Origin of the sequence: Corynebacterium sp. HMSC05D03 (assembly GCF_001807205.1) — a bacterium.
Lineage (GTDB): Bacteria > Actinomycetota > Actinomycetes > Mycobacteriales > Mycobacteriaceae > Corynebacterium > Corynebacterium aurimucosum.
The window spans coordinates 1-17774 of record NZ_KV788157.1 but is presented as its reverse complement, the minus strand read 5'-3'; the positions used below and the strand labels follow the sequence as shown (position 1 = coordinate 17774).

The following is a 17774-nucleotide window of genomic DNA, read 5'->3' as shown; positions in this document are numbered from 1 at the left end:
CTCCTATTGTGCCCCTAATGTCCGAGTTTTGCTCGTTATGCGCCCGAATTCACAGGTTAAGTAGTCCGATCTCACATTTTTATGCCCGATTAGGTCTGATTAGTGGCATCACTGCACGTTCGCCCCAAAGCTGGTTCAATGGCCAGCATGCGTCAACTCGCGCGCCGCATCGCCCTCAAAACCGCCCGCACAGGACTTCAGGCTGCCATCTTTTCCTTGGAGCTCATCAGTGATCTCACCCCTGGAATGCGCATGACCGGCAGGCGGCGCCTGCCGCAAAATATGTGGCCCGGGCTCTTCGGCGCCGAAGTAGCGACCTGGGCAGCCGTCTCCCCGTCGCTATTGCCACGCCCGTGGTGGGTTACCGCTGCCAACGTGGCCATCGGCCAAGGCGCGGGACATCTCGCCGCCACCACCGCGGCTTTCGCAGCCAAGCGCGCCCTACGCCACGCGGGCCGGCGCCCCCAGGATCGGGTCGGCCCCACCACTCGGCGCTATTCCTACTACTTGCTGGGGCTCGGAACCTTCATCGCGGGCATACGCTCCCTGCGCAACCAAACAGAGCAGGCCCGCCTCGTGGGCAAACTCAATGACCGCGGCCCGCAATCCGCCGCACTAGGAATGATGGTGGGTACCGCAGGCTACGGCGCCTTGCTTATCGTAGGGGAGGCGGCTCAGCTTACCGTCACTCAACTTTCTCTCCAGGTGCAGCGTTGGCTGCCCCGGTGGATTGCCTGGCCCCTAGCCGGCGGCGCGGTGGGCTTCGCCGCGGCCGTGGCCAGCGACCGCATGGTCTGGCGCCGGCTGCTCCACAAAGCCACTATCCAGGGCCTTGCCCTCAACAAGCTCGTCTATCCGGGATCTGTCATGCCGTGGGAGCCGGAACGCTCCGGCAGCCCATGGTCCCACGAGCAGTGGACGGCTGTCGGCTCACAGGGCCGCGTTTTTCTCGACCGTGGCCCCCGCGCCCAAGACATCAAAGAGGTCATGCACTTTGACCGAGCGCGCGAACCAATACGCATTTACATCGGCCTCATCCGCGGCCGTGGTCCGCACGCCGCCGCCCGCCACGCGGTGGCGGAGATGGACCGCACGGGGGCCTTCCACCGCGACACCATCGTGCTGCAGATGCCCTCCGGCTCAGGCTGGATCAATAATTATTCGGTCAGTGGCTATGAATTCCTCACGCGCGGCAATTGCGCCACCGTGGCCTTGCAATTCGACTATCTTCCCTCCATGTTTTCCTACCTGGTGGATAAAAACCTCTCCCGCACTTTTGCGCGCGAGCTCATCGCCGCTGTTCACGCCCGCCTCGAGCTCTTGCCCGAGGACAACCGCCCCAAGCTGTACTTAAGCGGCGAATCCCTGGGCTGCTATGCCATCGTGGAAAACTATGAGACGGTCGAAGATTTGCTCGCGGCGTGCGATGGCGCGGTATTCACTGGGCCGCCCCGGATGACCAGTTTCATGCGCCGCCTGCACCGCGAACGCGGCTCCTTGGAGCGCTTGCCGCTTATCGACGGCGGCCGGCACCTCCGCTTCGCCGCAGTCCCCGCCCACATGGAGCACGATGCCTTCGGCGAGCCTTATGGCCCCTGGGAGCGCCCGCGGGTAGCGGTGGGGCAACACGCCTCCGATGCCATCGTGTGGTGGGATAGCAAGCTCATTTATGCTCGTCCCAACTGGATCCACGAGCCGACCCCGCAGACCTTGTACGCAGATACTTTTAACAACCTGCGCTGGCATCCGTTCATCACCTTCTGGCAGGTAGCACTGGACCAGATCAACTCGCTCAACGTGCCGGGCGGCCACGGGCACAACTACTTCGAGGAAACCTTCTGGTACTGGGATTCCGTCCTCGGATCCCAAACCCGCACCCAGCTCACTCCGGAGCTAGCTGAGCGCATGCGGGACTTTGTGGAGCGCGACCAGCTCAACAAACCTTCCGACTTTCGGACGCACGTGCGCAAACAGCTCTAGCCGCGCGCCCGCGCGCTCACCGCGCTAGCCGCACTTCACGCCGGTGCTGTGGTGCGGGCAGTAGCCGTTGGGCATCTTGTGCAGGTACTGCTGGTGTTCGTCCTCGGCCAGGTAATACTCTCCCGAGTCTGTCTCACTGAGGAGGGTGACTTCGGTGGTGGTGGCGCCGAAGCCGGCGTCGGCAAGCTTGCCTGCGTAGGAATCCACGAGCTGCTGGATCTCTTGGCGCTCCTCGTCGGTCTCTGGGTAGAACGCAGAACGGTACTGCGTACCCACGTCGTTGCCCTGGCGGAATCCTTGAGTCGGATCGTGGGCTTCCAAGGCCTTGATCACAAGGTCGCGCAGGCTCACGCGCTGCGGGTCATAGGTAATCTGCACCGCCTCCGCGTGGTTGGTCAGCCCGCGGCAGACCTCGTAGTAGGTCGGGTTAGGCGTGGTGCCGCCCGCATAGCCCACGGACGTGGACTCCACGCCCTCAGTTTCCCAGAACATCTTCTCCGCGCCCCAGAAACAACCGATGGCGATGATGAGAGACTTCTGCCCTTCCTTCCACGGTCCAGTAATCGGAGTGCCTAGCACCGCATGGGGCTGCGGGTTATCCAAGACGGGCTCGGCGCGCCCGGGAAGGGCGTCCTCCGCTGCCACCAGCTTGGGTTCTGGTTTGAAAAGAAACATGCTGGGATCTCCTTCACTTAGTGCTGTCCTCCCCTTATACTCCGCTGCGCTGCCCACAATCCAGGTTTTTGTTCATGGCCTCTACCATAGAAAAAATATTGTGGCCAAATTCTCATTTGATCCCTACCATGGGGCCTCGTACCCCAAAGAAAGGATGACACAAATGGCTGTTTACGAACTTCCGGAACTCGACTACGCATACGATGCTCTAGAGCCGCACATCTCCGCCGAGATCATGGAGCTGCACCACTCCAAACACCACGCTGGCTACGTTGCTGGTGCTAACGCTGCGCTCGAGGCCTTGGAGGAGCAGCGCAACGGCGAGGCTAACGCTGACGCTATCCGCGCCCTGTCCAAGAACCTTGCCTTCAACCTGGGTGGCCACACCAACCACTCCATCTTCTGGAAGAACCTCTCCCCGAACGGTGGCGGCGAGCCCACCGGCGAGCTGGCTGAGGCTATTAACCGCGACTTCGGTTCCTTCGAGAAGTTCAAGGCTCACTTCTCCGCTGTTGCTACCGGCCTGCAGGGCTCCGGTTGGGCAGTTCTGGGCTATGACCATGTTGCTGGCCGCCTGATTATTGAGCAGCTGACCGATCAGCAGGGCAACATCTCCGTGAACTTCACCCCGCTGCTGATGCTGGATATGTGGGAGCACGCCTTCTACCTCCAGTACAAGAACGTGAAGGCTGATTACGTCAAGGCTGTCTGGAACGTCTTCAACTGGGATGACGTTGCTGAGCGTTACGCTGCTGCCACCAAGTAAGCACTCTGGCCTCATTTAAGGCCACATAGCTGACCGCGCTGGGTCCTCTTCATTGAGGCTCAGCGCGGTTTCGCGTTTTGGCTCCCTCTACAGGCTTTGCGGAGGACCACCCAACCCCGATATCCAGACCACAACTGCCCGATCCGCCAAAGTTATGCGCCGTCATTGCAGATCCGAGAGGGATCTTCGTCATGTTGGGCAGTTGGCCTATCCGTTAAGACACTCTGCCGCCTGGGAGCACCAGTGCCAGGCTGCCACACGAGGTCTCCAGCCCTGAAGCGCTCCGCGCGTTGGCGGCCGCGCTGCCGTTCGATAGCTAGTCAGCGGTGCGTGCCACAACGAAATCCTTGAAGTGCTCCACCGGCGGGGCATCATCGCCCTCGCGCCACACCAAACCCAGCTCACGGTAGGCCTCCGGTTCTAAGGGAATGAGGTTGCGGGCTTTCAGGTACGGGTCATCAAGCGGCAGCAACGCTGATCCCAGTCCGGCGGCCACGAGGCCGGCCACGGTGGTCAGCTCCATCGACTCGAAGACCAGGCGGGGGCTAAAACCGGCTTCGCCTGCCAGGGAATCCAGAAGCATGCGCGTTCCATAACCCGGCAGCATGCCGATGAAGGGTTCATCGCGGAAGTCTTCCATGCGCACCCCGTCTCTTCCTGCGGCCCAATGGCCTTCGGGAACCGCTAGGCCTAAGCGTTGCAGCTTGAGCTGGTGCCACCCTAGCGGGCCGGGGGCGGTAGGGCGGGGGCCGACCAGCGCCAAGTCGGACTCGCCGGCGGCTACTCTCTCCACGAGCTCGCGCGCCGCGCCCTGGTGCAGGCGAATATCCACGTGCGGGTGTTGAGCGCGATAAGCCTTGAGTAGCTCCGGGACCATCCACGTGCCCAGGGAATGCATGAAATCGAGGCGCACGGTACCGCGCTCCGGATCCATAAGTCGGGACACAGCATCGCGCGCAGCGGCTTCCGACAAAAGCATCCGCCGCGCGTGTTCCACGAAGGCCCGGCCGCGCGCATTGAGCCGCAGACGCCGGCCGCTGCGCTCAAACAGGCTGGCCCCCACTTCGGCTTCGATGCGCTGCACGCGGCGGGTCAGCGCGGATTGGGAGAGCCCGAGGGCGTCGGCAGCCGCGCCGACGAGGCCATGGTCGGCCACGGCGACGACGCCGCGCACATCCTCCAGATTCATGCACACCTCGCATGCTTTATGTAACTTTTAGACATTTTACACATAACCCGCGCTAGGCCATGCTTGGTGCATGACCAGAACGCGGCGCGCCACCATTGCCATGCTCTTCGTGGGCCTGGCAATTTTTTCTTGCCTCTACCCCACCCAAGCCATGCTGCCCACGTTGGTGGAGGACATGGGCATGTCCTCCACTGAGGCCGCCATGACTATTTCCGCCGCGACCGGCGCGCTGGCCGTCTGCGTCATCCCAGTCTCCATCATTTCCGAGCGCATTGGGCGCGGCAAGCTCCTGCTCGTCTCCACCATTGCCGCCACGCTCATCGGCATGCTTGTTCCGCTAGCACCCAATCCGGAGATCCTCATCGCCACCCGCGCGCTCCAGGGCGCCGTCATCGCCGGCGCACCTGCTACCGCCATGGCCTGGATCTCAGAGGAGCTCGAAAGCTCCTACGTTGCCCGTGCCATGGGGTTGTACATCGCCGGCACCACCATTGGCGGGCTCACCGGCCGCCTCATCCCGACCGGGTTGCTCGAGCTCACGTCCTGGCGCTGGGCACTGGCGGGCTCTAGCCTGGTCACGCTCATCCTCGCCATCATCGCCGCGATCTTGCTGCCCTACCAGCAGAACTTCACCCCCAAGGAGATTCACTTCCGCTCGGAGCTGCGCGCCATCTTCCGCCATGCCCGGGACACCCGCCTCATCCCCTTATTCATCGTGGCCTTCGTGGCCATGGGCACCTTCGTGTCCCTCTATAACTTCCTGGCTTTTCGGCTCATCGACCACTTCCACCTCTCGCCGGGCTTGGCTGGCTTGGTCTTCCTCTTCTACCTCACCGGCACGTGGTCGTCGGCGCGGGCAGGCCGGCTAGTGACCCAAGTGGGCCACGCGAACACGCTTCTGCTTTCCTGCGCGCTCTTTGCCGTGGGCATCGCACTGTGCATGGGCTCGCTGATCCCCACCCTGCTGGGCATCGTGTTATTTACCATCGGCTTTTTCGCCGCACACTCCACCGCGTCAGGCTGGGTCGGACACATTGCCACCCACGACCGCGCGGAGGCCTCCAGCCTCTATGTCTTCTTCTACTACCTGGGCAGTTCTATCCTGGGCGCGCTGGCCGGCGTGCTCTTTGACTCCCTGTCGTGGACCGGCTTCATTGCCGTCTACGCCGCCCTCGCCGCGGGTATCGCGGCACTGAGTTGGGCCGTGAGAAAAACCGGATAAAATCGTGTTTTATGGATAAGTGGTCGCCGCGCACATGGCACAGGAAAGCATCCCGACCTGTCAGCCTGTGGATGATGATCTTTCTCCTCGCCGGCGCAATCCATACCTTTATCCCGAACTACCGCTGGGTCCTCATCCACCTCTTCACGCTCGGCATCCTCAGCAACAGCATCGTGGTGTGGTCCCAGCATCTCACCGAGAAGTTCGTGCAGATCAAAGTACCTCTTTCTGCCCGCCCGCGGCAGCTCGCACGCATTTATCTGCTGAACACAGGCGCTATCTTCACCCTCGTAGGTCAGACGCTCGTCGAAGCCTGGGAATGGCACTGGCTGCTTACGCAGGTGGGCGCCGCACTCGTCGCGACTGCCGTGGCCTGGCACGGCGTGGCCCTCTTTGCCTTATGGCGCCAAGCGGAATCCAAACGATTCCGCCCTGTCGTTGCTGCGTACGTAGCCTCTGCCTTCTTCCTCGCCGTAGGCGCGACCCTGGGCGCTTTCCTCGCGACGCACCCCTCCCATCCGCGCCTACTCGTCGCCCACGTGGCTGCCAATATTGGCGGCTTCGTGGGCCTTGCGGCAGCCGGCTCCCTGACCATCTTGTTGCCCTCCATCTGGCGCACCAAGGGAATCAATCAGCGCATGAGCCTGAACTTCACCCTGCTGGGCCTAGGCGTGCTAGCTACTCTGGTGGGCAGCATCTGGAATGTCCCGCACGTAGGCCTCATCCTTTACTGCGTGGGCTGGGCGCTCGGCCTGCAGGGCTGGCTCGTCAACGTTCTCACCGTGGTGCGCGATCCGCACGGACGCATTACCTTCCCGGCTCTGTCCGTGCTCTTTTCCTCTTTCTGGCTGCTCGGCGGTCTGGTGTACTACACCACCCAGCATTTCTTTTCCAGCGAGCCAAAGATTCCCATGCTCGCGCTCGTCGTGGGCTTTGGCGCCCAACTGCTCATCGGCGTCATGGGCTATATGCTGCCGACCACTATGGGCGGCGGCCCCTCAGCGGTGCGGGCTGGCCTGCGTGAATACAACCGGTGGGGGCTCGGGCGCTCTGCGTTCGTCAACGGCGGGCTCGCCCTGTGGCTGGCCACCTCTAATTCCCTCATCATGGTTGCCGCCTCGCTGCTCTGCCTCGGCTCCATGGCCATCTTCCCCATCCTCACCGCCCGCGCGGTCAAGGCCCAGAAAGCCGTGCTGCTCAAGAAGGCCGAGGGCCCAGCCCCGACGACCACCACAGACTGGGACCAGGCGTGGGTGGCCCTTGCGGTGCTCATCATCCTCGGCGGACTTAGCCTCATCCTGTAGATCCCCAGACCTCGATCCCGCAACCTCCTGGTGAGAGGTGGGCGTCGGCAAGCGCTTGGCGACGCCCACCTGCAGGTTGCGGGTTTCAGGTCTGGGGGTTTGGGGGCGAAAGCCTGGCGCAGCAGCTAGGGCTCGAGGGGTGGCACGCCCGGCGAGCCGTGAGACATCCACTCGCGGACGGCATGGGTAGCGCGCACATCGCCCGCGTTGTAGCGCAGGATCTGCGCACGGGCGGCGGCATCCCCGGCAAGCGCGGCGCGGCGGGCGTTAACGGATTCTTCGCCATCAAACTCTTCCGGCCATTCGAAACCCGCAATGGGAGCCACGGTCTTCAGACCCAGCCCCGCAGTGCCAGCGAAACTGCGTTTGACGTGGACAAACATATCCACCCATTCCTCCGAGGAGATGAACTCTTCCACCTCCTGGAGGTTGGGTGCAGAAAAGCGCTGCGCGGACCTGCGCATCCAATGGTTCTCCCCATGGGCGGAGTAGCAGTAGGCTGCGAAGGTCTTTCCCGCCGCATGTGCTTCAGCACGAACCCCCATGAGCCACTCCCAGAACTCAGCGAAATTCTCCGCCTCCGCCCGGCCACCGAGCGGCTCCCACGTGGCAAAAGAATGGTATTCACCGTCCAGGAGTGCACCCCACAAGTAAGCGCCTTGATCCAGGTAGGCCTCCATATCGACGTCGACTTCTACATCCGCGCGAGGAACGCTGACCTGCCCGCGGCGCAGCAGGGGAATACCTTCGCGCCAGGCGGCTGCAAGGGCGGAGGGGGCGCCGAAGGAGGCGTCGATAAGCCCCTGCACTGTCGTAATGCCCCGCTCGCGGTAGGGGTTGGCGCGGTCGCCCGGCAGGAAGAGGGAAATGTCATCGCGGGCTTCCAGCTCTTCCCGGCACAAGGGCCAAAAGCGGCAGGAGGCGCACTCTTTAACGCGGCGCGGGCCCTCGGGCAGCGGTTGTGCCAGCGCCTCATCGATGGCAAAACGCGAGGTATCCGTGACAAAAGCCTGGCTGCGGTCCTGCCCAATCGCCGCGCCCCTGCCGGAATTCAGGCCTACTTCTTCCAGGCCCCGGGCGGCCAGGGCCAACCGGTAGCCGTCGATGGCATGGTGCCGAATCTTGTACTTTGCCGGTAGCGGCTCACTCAACCCCAAACGATGGGTAGGGACAACCAGGGTGCGCGAGCTCTCGTGCGGGCGGGCCACGCGGTGATCGGAGACGATGACGGGGCTGTATTTATCCCCATCTCGGACCAGGAGCTCCACGCGCACCATCCACTCGGAAGTAGAAAACACAGCGTTCGTAATGTGCGTATAGCCATGAACAAGTGCTTCCAGTGTGGCAAGCGCCCGCTCGAAATCATCCCCCTCCAGGTCAATCCGGCGGAAACGCCCCGGTCCCTTCTTGGGAAGGCGGCTGAGCGCAGCATCGATGGCGGCCGCGTGGCGCTCCGCGCGGGCTTGGCTCACTGCGGTGCGTGGGATCTCGGGATGCGCGCGGCGCTGCACTAAGCGATAACGGCAGCCCACAAGATCCGTGGCAACGAGCACATCCTTCACAGCAGGTGAGCTTAGTAGACCACCTTGCTAGAGTTGTAGCGAGACCCTAAAGATAGATTAATAAAAGGACGTTTCAATGGGCATTATGAAGAAAATCCGCAAGGCCCGCCGTGAGGCCCGCGCTGAGATCAAGGCCGCTAAGACCCGCGCAAAGGCAGAGGTCAAGGCTGCAGATAAGGCCAAGCACCGCCAGCAGAAGCTGCTGGCCAAGCAAGAAAAGGCACTTATTAAGTCTGAGGAAAAGGGCTTAAAGAAGCGCCGCCAACACGAGTACAAAATGGCCAAGAAAGAACTCGAACGCATCAAGCAGGGCCGTTTTAATAAGGACAATGTCAAGCGCTATGCCGGTGCCCTGCGCACCGCAGCACCGCTTCTTTTGCCCTTGATCTACCGCGGCATCACTGCCGCCCAGCGCGAGGTGGAAAAGAAGCGCGCGCAGAAAGCCGGTGTCAGCGCCGAACAGCTGGCGTCCTTCTCCGGCCACGGCGCGCCGCTCAAGGCCCGCACCGCGGGTATCCGCAACTCTCTCAAGGACGCGCAGCTTCCCGCTGGTTTCAAGCGCGACGTCAAGGAGCGCCTCAACGAGCTTGACTCCGCGATTGACAATGCCGAGTACATGACTGATCAGCAGCGTCAGCGCGCGCACCGCTCTATTTCCGGCGAGATTGACTCACTGAACGACGAAATCCAGGCCAAGCTGGGCGCTTAGCCTCTCAGCGCGCAGACGTCTACCCTTCAAGCCGCACTACCCTCCCCCAAGCGGGGAGGACACTCGTCGCGTATCCACATTGTTCAGCCGGAATGGAGATTCATGGCCCGCCGCGAAATCACTCAGTTTTTTGATGATATCGATAACAAGCCCCTCAGTGAGGAAGAACTGATCGTCATCCGCTTCAGCGTTGACGGTAAGGACTATCTTCTCGACGTATCCCAAGAAAACGCCGACAAATTCCACGCTGCGCTGGACCCCTTCATCAAGGCGGCCCGCCACCCCGTTAAAAAGGACACCCACCGCTATAAGCCAGCCGATGTCCGCGCGTGGGCCGCCAAGCACGGCTACCAGGTAGCTGAGCGCGGCAAGATCCCCAACGAGGTGATTTTGGCGTACCGCAACGCCAACAATCTTTAAAGAACGCCCTGCTCGCGGGCAGCAGCCACGGCGGAGGTGCGGGAGCGCACGCCTAGTTTGTCGTAGATGTGAACTAGGTGAGACTTCACCGTCGCCTCTGACAGCATCAGTTCCACACCGATCTCACGGTTGGAGGAACCCGCCGCCACCAGCTTCAATACTTCAAGCTCGCGCGGGGTAAGGGAGGTGCGCGGGGTACGCACGCGGGTCATCAGTTTATCGGCCACCACGGGCGAGAGTGCCGAATCTCCTTCGGCCGCCGAACGTACCGCCGCGAGCAACTCCACCGGTGGCGCATCCTTCAGCAGGTAGCCCACCGCTCCGGCCTCGATGGCTCCGAGGATATCCGCGTCGGTGTCATAGTTGGTCACCACGAGCACCTTGGGGGGATTCTCCATGGAGTAGCGGATAGCAGCGGTTGCTTCCGCGCCGCCCATGACGCGCGTGCCTTCGATGCCCGCGCCGAAACGCAGATCCATGAGGAGGACGTCGATGCCACCCGCCTGTGCCGCGGAAACAGCGGCCTCGGCCGTAGCTACCTCGCCCACGACCTCGATATCCTCTGCTCCCTCGAGCACCGAGCGTAGACCTAAGCGTACGATCTCGTGGTCGTCGGCAAGCAAGACCCTAATCACGGGCTTCCTCCTCATTGGTACAGTGTGGACAATTTCCTAATCTACATCGTTATCTAAGGGCACACTAACTGAGACCGCCGTGCCGCTGCCTGGCGTGGATTCAATCACGACTTCTCCGCCGAGCTCCTCTGCGCGCCTGCGCATCGCCGATAGACCAATATGGCCCAAACCCGCCGGCTTATTCTCCACCGCCGCGACATCAAAGCCCTCTCCATTGTCCACGACGTCCACGCGCACCTCATCCGGCGCATAGGTCACGGTGACCCGCGCCTTGCTGGCGTGAGCGTGCTTGACGACGTTCCCCATCGCTCCCTGCGCAATCCGCAACAGTGCTGCTTCCACCTTCATGGGCAACTGCTGCGTATCGCCCTCAACGTCCACAGACACGTCGACCCCACCGGTTGCCGCGAAATTATCCGCCATCCGCGTCATGGCAGCTCCCAGGGAAGTTTCCGAGAGTGCCGCCGGCTGAAGTGCCGCAATCATGGCGCGCGCTTCATGGAGGTTATCCGCTGCGGTGCGCCGCGCGAGCTCAATGCGCTCTTGTGCTTTGGGAATATCCTCTTGGTCGAGGTCTCGGTCAGCGGCATGCAGCAGCATCTGGATGGAGGACAGGCCCTGCGCCAGGGTGTCGTGGATCTCGTGGGCGATGCGCTGGCGCTCAGCCGTCATGCCTGCCGTGCGCTCAGACTCCACAAGTTGCGAACGGGTCTTCACCAATTCCTGGTTCATACGGCTCAGCGCGCGGAAGGCGTAGGTAATCGCGATTGTCACCAGGGCCGATACCGCGGGGCCCATGATGCCGCCGAAGGACAACCCACCCGGTATCTGCACCAGCACGGTCATCACCGTGGCCGCGATAACGCAGATGATGCCGGGGATCATCTCCAGTACGTAGAGGTACACAAAGTACAGGGAAAACACCAGGTAGATGGCCGCGGGCGCCACCGCCATATCCGCTAGCCACAACACCGTGAGAATGACTATCCAGCCATAACGCGCGATGCGCGGCAGGGTCTCTAAGTAGGCCGACCCCCCGAAGTACACCACGGCAAAAGAAACCAAGAGCAAAAGGTTCAACACACCTTGCCACAGAGGAAGGCGTACCGTGGTAAAAATTGCCACCACCAGCAGCGTCGCTGTCAGGACGTGGATACCGTTGCGCAGGGCATCCGATTCAACCGAGCGCTGGTCTAGTGTGGACGTCATGCGCCACAGCCTACTTCCCTCGCTTACTGCCTGCCTGATCGGCATCGGCTTCGCCGTCGCAGGATGCTCGGATGCATCCAACCCCACGCCCAGCACCCCGGCCGCAAGTTCGGTGCCACACACCGACGCAGGCGATGGCCTACCTATCGACGCCACGGCTGAAGTCAGCGACTGGGAAGACTGCCCCTATCTGGATACCCAATGGGTGGCCGATACCAACGGGCAGAGGATGACCCGGTGGGGCGTCGACAAGCGCTTTAGCACCCCCGCCTGCGTGTTCTGGTCCTACCCCGAGGATCCACAGGCCACCGTCCTGGTTCGGCAGATGCCCAGCGTGGAGGAGGCCCGGGCCGTCGTGGATTGGGCCGCACCGGTAGAGGACACGGAGCTGGCCGAGTTCGATGGCTGGTCGGGTGGGCGCGGCGTCTTTGAGGACCACACGGTCTTTGCCGTGCAGAAGGACAACCACGCCGTGGTGGTGTGGTCGAACCAGCTGCAGACCCTCAAGCCCCAGCTCATAGCCCAGGAAGCCATCAAGAGCTTAGGTCTATAAAGACCTAAGCGTGTAAAAGCCTAAACGGCGACGTCGTTATAGGGCATCTGCGCTGCCACCCAAGGGAAAATAACCTCCATGAGCAGGAAGAAAACACCCACAGCCAGCGCCAGCGCCAGCACCGCCTTCACCGCGGTGGGGCCGGGCAACAAGTTCCAGAGTGCGCGATACATTAGTTCTCCTCCAAGACGGCGGGGCGGTCATTGTCATCCGTGCCGGGCGCTTTGGCCTCCCGGTCAGTCTCCATCGCGTGAATGATCATGCGCTCCGCATTGGAAAACTGCGGGTGGCACGTGGTGAGGGTGAGTAGGGATTCGCTGGGCTCAACCCCCTCCGCACCGGGGACGGGGTGGAGCACACTGACATCGCCCGGCAGCGTGATATGGCGGCCCTGCACCGAATGGTACTCCGGTTTGGCTTGCTGCTCTGGGCTGAAACAGCCGCCCGGGACACCATCAATAGGCAAAACACGGTAGGTGATCCACTCCGTTTCGGTTTCGATGACGATGGCATCACAGGTATCCAGGTTTCCCAGATCATTAAAGGGAGCGCCCTTGCCCACGCGGTGCCCGGCGACGGCAAAATTTCCCGGCTCACCGGGCATCTGTGTCTCCGTGTAGCGCCCTGGTCCGCGCAACAGATCATCCTCGTTGGTGCCTTCCAGAACCGCGAAAGCGAAATCCGATCCAAAGGCCGGTATGTAGAGGCGCGCAAAGGCCTCACCAAGTTTCGGGGCGTGGCCCCCTCCTCGCGGGTTGTGCCATTCTTCCTGCAGCGTCTCATTGGCTTGGTTCTGCATCTGGCCAGACTTGATGTTGGTCCAATAGGACTCATAGAAAGCGAAAAGCAGCAGCAGCACGCCGGCCGTCAGCATGAGCTCACCGATGACGGTACCTACGGTCGGTCGAGTGCGTGCAGTGGGGTGAGGCATACCAGCATCTTAGACTCCCTGTAACGTGTAAGTGCCCCACCACCCTGCAGGAAGAGGAGTAGGCGATGATCAGCATCTTCATGTACCCGGTCTCCGGAATCATGAAACTCTGGCACCTGCTATTTGCTTCTTTCCTGGACGGTTCGATGGCGTGGATCCTCACCATCGTCTTCCTGGTACTCACAGTCCGGGGAATCATCGCTCCGCTGAATTGGCTTTCCGTGAAGCAGGGCCGCATCGGCGCACTCATGCGCCCGGAGATGACCGAGCTCAACGAACGACTCAAGCAGGCCGATTCTGTCGATGATGCCGTCACTATCCTGACCAAGCAGCGCGATCTTAAGGAACGCTTCCAGCACAACCCCATGGTGGGTTGTTTCCCGGTTTTCCTCATCTTCCCAGCCTTCATCGGCCTCTACCAGGTGGTCCTTAGAGTCTCGGGCTCGGCGAATGAACCGGTGGGAATGCTCACGCTTGACGACGTCTCCTCCTTCCGCGCCTCCACCGTCTTCGGCGTCCCCCTCACCGACTTCGCCCGCGAGCATCACGACTTGATCCTGCCGATGCTCGTGGCGGCACTCGCGTTCACCTCGCTGAACACCCTTATCACGCTCTACCGCGGCTACCTCACCACTCTTTTCGATCAGAAGATTCCGCGCCGCTTGTTGTGGTTCATGGCGCTCACGGTCTTTCTCATCCCCTGGATGCTGTGGGCGGTAGCGTGGAACGGTCCCATCCCCGTGACCATCATTTTCTACTGGGGCTGCTCCTACCTCTTCACCTTGCTACAGACTTTGGCGTACGAATTCATCCTGCACAAGCGCTATCCCTTACCGGAAGCTGTCCACGAACAGCGGCGGGAGAGCATTCGACGCTGGCGGGCTAAGGAAAAGAAGAAAGAGAAGAAAGCCGCCAAACAGCGCCTCAAGGACAACCCTGCGTACAAGGAGGAGTTGGCTGCTGCCCGCAAACGCCACTCTGCGATTGTGGCGGAGGCACGCAAAATTCTTAAATCGAATAATCGGCCGGAGGCGCCGACAGAAGCTGAATAGCCAACTGCTTCGCGGTGACGAGCGGGGCGACGTCACGGGTCAGGCGGGCGCCGGCGAGACCACCATCAAGGAAGATAAGAATCTGGCTCGCCTGCTCCTCTGAGGGGTAGCCATTCTTGGCGTTAAGAAGTGCCGTGATGGTGGAATGAATCCACGTTCGGTGCTCCACGCAGGCGGCCACGATGCCCCGCTCGGCGTCTGTCTCCGGGCGTGGGTATTCGCCAGCCGCGTTAAGGAAGTGCGAGCCGCGAAACTCCATGGCTGGCTGCTCTTCGATGGCCTTGTCGAAGAAAGCCAGGATCTTGTTCTCCGGGTCAGTGGCATCTTCGGTGCGCTTTTGCCAATCTGCGCGGTATTCCTCATCGAGGGCCTCGACATAGGCGATAACGAGGGCATCCTTGGAGCCGAAAAGAGAATAGAGCGAAGCCTTTGCCACATCTGCCTCGCGCAAGATGCGGTCAATTCCGATGACGCGGATACCTTCGGTGGTAAAGAGCCGCGTGGCGGATTCGAGTAGTCGGCTACGCGGGCTCGGGCGATTACGGCGCGACTTCTTTTCGGCCATTTCTCCTCCTCACATGACAAAACCGGTTCATCTATACAATATAGACAAACCGGTATGTATGCGAATTATTATTTCTTGCGGCCCGTAATGGCCCCCACGATCCACAGCAGGATGCAAGCACCGACGGTCGCAGTAATAATCATCAGGAACCAGCTATCGCCGACATCCTTATTAAACAGCGCCAGCAAACCGCCACCAATGAGGCCGCCGATAACACCAACGATGAGGTTGGTGAACAGCCCCTGGTCACGCTTCATAATCTTCTCTGCGAGCCAACCCGCAATGATGCCAACAACAATCGATCCAAAGAAACCGAGACCAAGTCCCATGTCACTCACTCCTTCTCTCAACAGTAAATAGCTTTTATTTACGCACTTCCCACCGTACGCGTTAAAACATCAAAACGACCCGGGCCCACCATTTATCCAATAAATGGGCCCGAATCGTTATAGCGGAGTTATGCGAAGGTTACTCGGAGTCCGGACGTACCACCATCATCGGGCAGGGAGCGGACTGCAGCAACGCGCGGGAGGTAGAACCAAGCAGCATACCCTTGAAGCCACCTCGACCGTGGGAACCCACGACGAGCAGCTGAGCGCCCTCGGAAGCTTCCGTCAGCGCACGGACAGGACGGTCACGAGCGATAACCTTCTTCACCTGTACATCCGGGTACTTCTCTTGGAACTCTGCAAGGCGCTCGGTCAGCAGTTCTGCCTGCTCCTTCTCCACCTCAGCCCACTCCGCCTGGGCTGCCGAGAGGCCAGCCAGGGAAGCTTGAACCTGCATATCCATCCACGTGTGAACAGCAATCAGCTCTGCGCCACGGGCATCCGCTTCCTTGAAGGCGTAATCAGTTGCCTTCTGGGAGACCTCGGAGCCATCGACACCGATGACGACAGGACCGTACTTGGTGGACTCAGTGACGTGGTTATCCTCACGGACTACGACCACCGGGCAGGAGGCATGGGAGACCACGGAGGCAGAAACCGAACCCATGACCATTCCGGAAAGACCGCCCATGCCGCGGGAGCCCATCACAATCATGGTGACGTCCTTAGACATCTCCAACAGCATATCGATCGGGGAACCTTCAGCCACGGTGTGGCCAATCTTCAGATCCGGGGCAACCTTGTGGGCCTCGGCGCGGGCCTCCTCAATCTTTTGCAAGGTTTCCGCCTGGAGGTCATCGAAAAGCTCCTTCGGCGGGACCATGCCTTCGGCGTAGAGGAACTGCGGCATCGTATAACTCGATGCGATACGCAGTGGGATACCCCGCTTCACCGCAGTGTTGGCAGCCCAGCGGACGGCGTTCTTCGACGCTTCCGAACCATCGACGGCTACGACGACAATGTCTTCCTTTGCCATGACCTTTCCTTTCGAAGTGCTTACACTTCCAGTCTAATACCTATTATTAGACCTGTGGGGTGGTCGCAGCATCTGCGTTGGCAGGGAAGAGAATGTTGTAGGCGGCCACGACAATGTCACGAATGACGGCACCGATACCATTAGAGAAGAAATCGATGACGGGTGCGAGAATAGAGTTGAAATCCATGGGACAAAGAATATCGCAAAAAAGGCGTGGCGCAACACCACTTCCTATCCGCGATGGGCTAAACCCCACCCACGCGCGCGTATCCGACGGGCCAATCACCGCGTGGGACTTCATACACAATCTCATCACCACGCAGCGCCATCGCCACCCCGACGACAACGAGGCCGCTCTTCAGGCACGCTTCGACGCCAACGAAGTTGTGCGCCAAGACGGCACCCCTCTTAGCCCCGATAGCATCCTCGTCACCAACGCGATGGTGTACTTCTACCGCATGCCAGCTCCAGAGACACCCGTCCCTTACGACATCCCCATCCTGCACGAAGACGAGCACCTCCTGGTGGTCGACAAGCCGCCTTTCATGGCCACCATGCCTCGCGCCCGCCACATTACGGAGACTGCCACCGTTCGCCTTCGCCGGATGACAGGCAACAACGAGCTCTCCCCTGCGCATCGCCTCGACCGTCTCACTTCCGGCATCCTCGTCTTTACCAAGGACCGCTCCATACGGGGCGCCTACCAAACGCTGTTTGCCGAGCGCCGCGTCACCAAGACCTACGCAGCCATCGCGCCGCTTGCCGACGTCTCCCCCGGCACCGTCTGGCGCTCCCGCATGGAGAAGACCCCGGGGGAACTACAAGGACGCATCGTCGAAGGTGAAGTCAACGCCATCACCGAAGTCGCCGGCGTGGAGCCAGTAGATAAGGCCCCGTACGAAGCTATCCACGGAGCACTACCTGAGCTAGCGAAGTACACACTCAAACCACAGACCGGGAAGACTCATCAATTACGGCTCCATATGCTCCAAGCCGGAGCACCCATTATTGGCGACCCCATATACCCGGTCATTTACCCTGCCGAGGCCGAAGACATGCGGATACCAATGCATTTGACGGCAACGCACATTTCATTTGTTGACCCCTTAACTGGTGCCGACCGTGAATTCTCATCACAATTACCATTACAGACCTATCATCTATTAAATCCATAAATAGTTAAACGAAAATACCATCGCCTCTGAACAGTGGCTATGGCCTGAACCCTGGAAAGCAGTTTGGTGCTTGATGTTCTCAACTTCGGGGTTGTGGGGTTGTGTCTTAGATGGCAGGGTAAGCGTTGTTGTTGAGGACGGCTCGGCCGCTTTCGGCGGGGTTTTGGTGGAAGAGCCCGGGCCTGTGCTTGGCTACTTGGGCTTGGTTGTTGCGTGTTTTATAAGTGCAGACGTGGAAGTACATACCTGCAGCGTGACTGATCAGCAGACGCGGGCCTGTACTTGACAGCACGCAGTGGGTCTGTACTTTCGGGTCTGTACTTTTAGGGTTTCCGGGCCGGTAGCTACAGTTGGTGCGGTTGGGTTTTATGAGGGTGTGAAAACGCTTTCAGGGCCCTAGACATCGTGTGATGTCTAGGGCCCTAAAGGGGGTTGTATTGAGTTGTTTGTTTTGTTTGGTGT

20 protein-coding genes are annotated in these 17774 nt (G+C 60.7%); 9 read left to right on the top strand and 11 right to left on the bottom strand.

Annotated elements, in window-relative coordinates; translation table 11 throughout:
- Positions 1-138 precede the first annotated feature (138 nt).
- Positions 139-1980: an alpha/beta-hydrolase family protein gene (locus tag HMPREF3147_RS00295; RefSeq protein ID WP_070443239.1), complete on the top strand. Its 1842-nt coding sequence runs from the start codon at positions 139-141 to the stop codon at positions 1978-1980.
- A gap of 24 nt (positions 1981-2004) precedes the next feature.
- Here HMPREF3147_RS00295 and msrA read toward each other — a convergent pair whose 3' ends face one another.
- Positions 2005-2655 (bottom strand): peptide-methionine (S)-S-oxide reductase MsrA, encoded by a 651-nt coding sequence (gene msrA, locus HMPREF3147_RS00290; RefSeq protein ID WP_070443237.1) that lies wholly within the window; start codon positions 2653-2655, stop codon positions 2005-2007.
- A gap of 163 nt (positions 2656-2818) precedes the next feature.
- Between msrA and HMPREF3147_RS00285 the strand changes: the two genes are divergently transcribed.
- Positions 2819-3421, top strand: coding sequence for a superoxide dismutase (locus HMPREF3147_RS00285; protein WP_046647628.1), 603 nt, complete (start codon positions 2819-2821; stop codon positions 3419-3421).
- A gap of 316 nt (positions 3422-3737) precedes the next feature.
- Here the strand turns inward: HMPREF3147_RS00285 and HMPREF3147_RS00280 are convergent, their stop codons facing one another.
- Positions 3738-4610 (bottom strand): LysR family transcriptional regulator, encoded by an 873-nt coding sequence (locus HMPREF3147_RS00280; RefSeq protein WP_070443235.1) that lies wholly within the window; start codon positions 4608-4610, stop codon positions 3738-3740.
- Between the two features lie 70 nt (positions 4611-4680).
- On the opposite strand from HMPREF3147_RS00280, the gene HMPREF3147_RS00275 reads away from it, so the two are divergent.
- Positions 4681-5832: an MFS transporter gene (locus tag HMPREF3147_RS00275; protein WP_070443233.1), complete on the top strand. Its 1152-nt coding sequence runs from the start codon at positions 4681-4683 to the stop codon at positions 5830-5832.
- A gap of 71 nt (positions 5833-5903) precedes the next feature.
- Positions 5904-7136, top strand: a complete 1233-nt coding sequence (locus HMPREF3147_RS00270; protein ID WP_210384555.1) for a copper oxidase — start codon at positions 5904-5906, stop codon at positions 7134-7136.
- A 125-nt stretch (positions 7137-7261) separates the two neighbouring features.
- Here HMPREF3147_RS00270 and HMPREF3147_RS00265 read toward each other — a convergent pair whose 3' ends face one another.
- Positions 7262-8698: a TM0106 family RecB-like putative nuclease gene (locus HMPREF3147_RS00265; RefSeq protein WP_210384554.1), complete on the bottom strand. Its 1437-nt coding sequence runs from the start codon at positions 8696-8698 to the stop codon at positions 7262-7264.
- 76 nt (positions 8699-8774) lie between these two features.
- Here HMPREF3147_RS00265 and HMPREF3147_RS00260 point away from each other — a divergent pair, with 76 nt between their 5' ends.
- Together HMPREF3147_RS00260 and HMPREF3147_RS00255 are read left to right on the top strand one after the other, a co-directional pair.
- A complete protein-coding gene (locus HMPREF3147_RS00260; RefSeq protein WP_070443229.1) occupies positions 8775-9407 on the top strand; it encodes a DUF6474 family protein in 633 nt (210 codons plus the stop codon).
- Between the two features lie 102 nt (positions 9408-9509).
- Positions 9510-9827: a histone-like nucleoid-structuring protein Lsr2 gene (locus tag HMPREF3147_RS00255; protein ID WP_070443227.1), complete on the top strand. Its 318-nt coding sequence runs from the start codon at positions 9510-9512 to the stop codon at positions 9825-9827.
- Here HMPREF3147_RS00255 and HMPREF3147_RS00250 read toward each other — a convergent pair.
- Positions 9824-10462 carry a LuxR C-terminal-related transcriptional regulator gene (locus HMPREF3147_RS00250; protein WP_010188464.1) on the bottom strand — a complete coding sequence of 213 codons (639 nt, stop codon included), beginning with the start codon at positions 10460-10462 and terminating at the stop codon, positions 9824-9826. The two genes, HMPREF3147_RS00255 and HMPREF3147_RS00250, sit on opposite strands and share 4 nt — an antisense overlap.
- Positions 10463-10498: 36 nt before the next feature.
- Positions 10499-11671, bottom strand: a complete 1173-nt coding sequence (locus tag HMPREF3147_RS00245; protein WP_070443225.1) for a sensor histidine kinase — start codon at positions 11669-11671, stop codon at positions 10499-10501.
- On the opposite strand from HMPREF3147_RS00245, the gene HMPREF3147_RS00240 reads away from it, so the two are divergent.
- Complete coding sequence (locus tag HMPREF3147_RS00240) at positions 11670-12224, top strand: DUF2020 domain-containing protein (RefSeq protein WP_070443336.1); 555 nt, start codon at positions 11670-11672, stop codon at positions 12222-12224. The genes HMPREF3147_RS00245 and HMPREF3147_RS00240 overlap by 2 nt on opposite strands.
- Before the next feature lie 20 nt (positions 12225-12244).
- On the opposite strand, the gene HMPREF3147_RS12770 is transcribed toward HMPREF3147_RS00240, so the two are convergent.
- Both HMPREF3147_RS12770 and HMPREF3147_RS00235 read right to left on the bottom strand, forming a co-directional pair.
- Positions 12245-12397, bottom strand: coding sequence for a hypothetical protein (locus HMPREF3147_RS12770; RefSeq protein WP_010188461.1), 153 nt, complete (start codon positions 12395-12397; stop codon positions 12245-12247).
- Positions 12397-13155: a class E sortase gene (locus HMPREF3147_RS00235; protein ID WP_070443223.1), complete on the bottom strand. Its 759-nt coding sequence runs from the start codon at positions 13153-13155 to the stop codon at positions 12397-12399. Before HMPREF3147_RS00235 ends, HMPREF3147_RS12770 begins: the two co-directional genes overlap by 1 nt.
- A 65-nt stretch (positions 13156-13220) precedes the next feature.
- Here HMPREF3147_RS00235 and yidC point away from each other — a divergent pair, with 65 nt between their 5' ends.
- Entirely contained in the window at positions 13221-14207 is a 987-nt protein-coding gene (gene yidC, locus HMPREF3147_RS00230) for a membrane protein insertase YidC (RefSeq protein WP_070443221.1), read from the top strand.
- Here the strand turns inward: yidC and HMPREF3147_RS00225 are convergent.
- The 4 genes from HMPREF3147_RS00225 to HMPREF3147_RS12765 form a co-directional block, all read right to left on the bottom strand.
- Positions 14164-14772 carry a TetR/AcrR family transcriptional regulator gene (locus tag HMPREF3147_RS00225; RefSeq protein ID WP_070443219.1) on the bottom strand — a complete coding sequence of 203 codons (609 nt, stop codon included), beginning with the start codon at positions 14770-14772 and terminating at the stop codon, positions 14164-14166. The genes yidC and HMPREF3147_RS00225 overlap by 44 nt on opposite strands.
- 68 nt (positions 14773-14840) lie before the next feature.
- A complete protein-coding gene (locus HMPREF3147_RS00220) occupies positions 14841-15101 on the bottom strand; it encodes a GlsB/YeaQ/YmgE family stress response membrane protein (protein WP_070443217.1) in 261 nt (86 codons plus the stop codon).
- Between the two features lie 139 nt (positions 15102-15240).
- Positions 15241-16137: a universal stress protein gene (locus tag HMPREF3147_RS00215; protein WP_070443215.1), complete on the bottom strand. Its 897-nt coding sequence runs from the start codon at positions 16135-16137 to the stop codon at positions 15241-15243.
- 46 nt (positions 16138-16183) lie between these two features.
- The gene (locus HMPREF3147_RS12765; protein WP_168160887.1) at positions 16184-16324 is read right to left on the bottom strand and encodes a hypothetical protein; all 141 of its coding nucleotides are present in this window, start codon (positions 16322-16324) and stop codon (positions 16184-16186) included.
- On the opposite strand from HMPREF3147_RS12765, the gene HMPREF3147_RS00210 reads away from it, so the two are divergent.
- Complete coding sequence (locus tag HMPREF3147_RS00210; protein WP_083276393.1) at positions 16260-17312, top strand: pseudouridine synthase; 1053 nt, start codon at positions 16260-16262, stop codon at positions 17310-17312. The genes HMPREF3147_RS12765 and HMPREF3147_RS00210 overlap by 65 nt on opposite strands.
- The last annotated feature ends 462 nt before the right edge of the window (positions 17313-17774 follow it).

Coding starts and splice junctions, on each gene's coding strand:
- HMPREF3147_RS00295 (WP_070443239.1), top strand. CDS start 139: ATGGCCAGCATGCGTCAACTCGCGCGCCGCATCGCCCTCAAAACCGCC.
- msrA (WP_070443237.1), bottom strand. CDS start 2,655: ATGTTTCTTTTCAAACCAGAACCCAAGCTGGTGGCAGCGGAGGACGCC.
- HMPREF3147_RS00285 (WP_046647628.1), top strand. CDS start 2,819: ATGGCTGTTTACGAACTTCCGGAACTCGACTACGCATACGATGCTCTA.
- HMPREF3147_RS00280 (WP_070443235.1), bottom strand. CDS start 4,610: ATGAATCTGGAGGATGTGCGCGGCGTCGTCGCCGTGGCCGACCATGGC.
- HMPREF3147_RS00275 (WP_070443233.1), top strand. CDS start 4,681: ATGACCAGAACGCGGCGCGCCACCATTGCCATGCTCTTCGTGGGCCTG.
- HMPREF3147_RS00270 (WP_210384555.1), top strand. CDS start 5,904: ATGATGATCTTTCTCCTCGCCGGCGCAATCCATACCTTTATCCCGAAC.
- HMPREF3147_RS00260 (WP_070443229.1), top strand. CDS start 8,775: ATGGGCATTATGAAGAAAATCCGCAAGGCCCGCCGTGAGGCCCGCGCT.
- HMPREF3147_RS00255 (WP_070443227.1), top strand. CDS start 9,510: ATGGCCCGCCGCGAAATCACTCAGTTTTTTGATGATATCGATAACAAG.
- HMPREF3147_RS00240 (WP_070443336.1), top strand. CDS start 11,670: ATGCGCCACAGCCTACTTCCCTCGCTTACTGCCTGCCTGATCGGCATC.
- HMPREF3147_RS00245 (WP_070443225.1), bottom strand. CDS start 11,671: ATGACGTCCACACTAGACCAGCGCTCGGTTGAATCGGATGCCCTGCGC.
- HMPREF3147_RS12770 (WP_010188461.1), bottom strand. CDS start 12,397: ATGTATCGCGCACTCTGGAACTTGTTGCCCGGCCCCACCGCGGTGAAG.
- HMPREF3147_RS00235 (WP_070443223.1), bottom strand. CDS start 13,155: ATGCCTCACCCCACTGCACGCACTCGACCGACCGTAGGTACCGTCATC.
- yidC (WP_070443221.1), top strand. CDS start 13,221: ATGATCAGCATCTTCATGTACCCGGTCTCCGGAATCATGAAACTCTGG.
- HMPREF3147_RS00225 (WP_070443219.1), bottom strand. CDS start 14,772: ATGGCCGAAAAGAAGTCGCGCCGTAATCGCCCGAGCCCGCGTAGCCGA.
- HMPREF3147_RS00220 (WP_070443217.1), bottom strand. CDS start 15,101: ATGGGACTTGGTCTCGGTTTCTTTGGATCGATTGTTGTTGGCATCATT.
- HMPREF3147_RS00215 (WP_070443215.1), bottom strand. CDS start 16,137: ATGGCAAAGGAAGACATTGTCGTCGTAGCCGTCGATGGTTCGGAAGCG.
- HMPREF3147_RS00210 (WP_083276393.1), top strand. CDS start 16,260: ATGACGGCACCGATACCATTAGAGAAGAAATCGATGACGGGTGCGAGA.
- HMPREF3147_RS12765 (WP_168160887.1), bottom strand. CDS start 16,324: ATGGATTTCAACTCTATTCTCGCACCCGTCATCGATTTCTTCTCTAAT.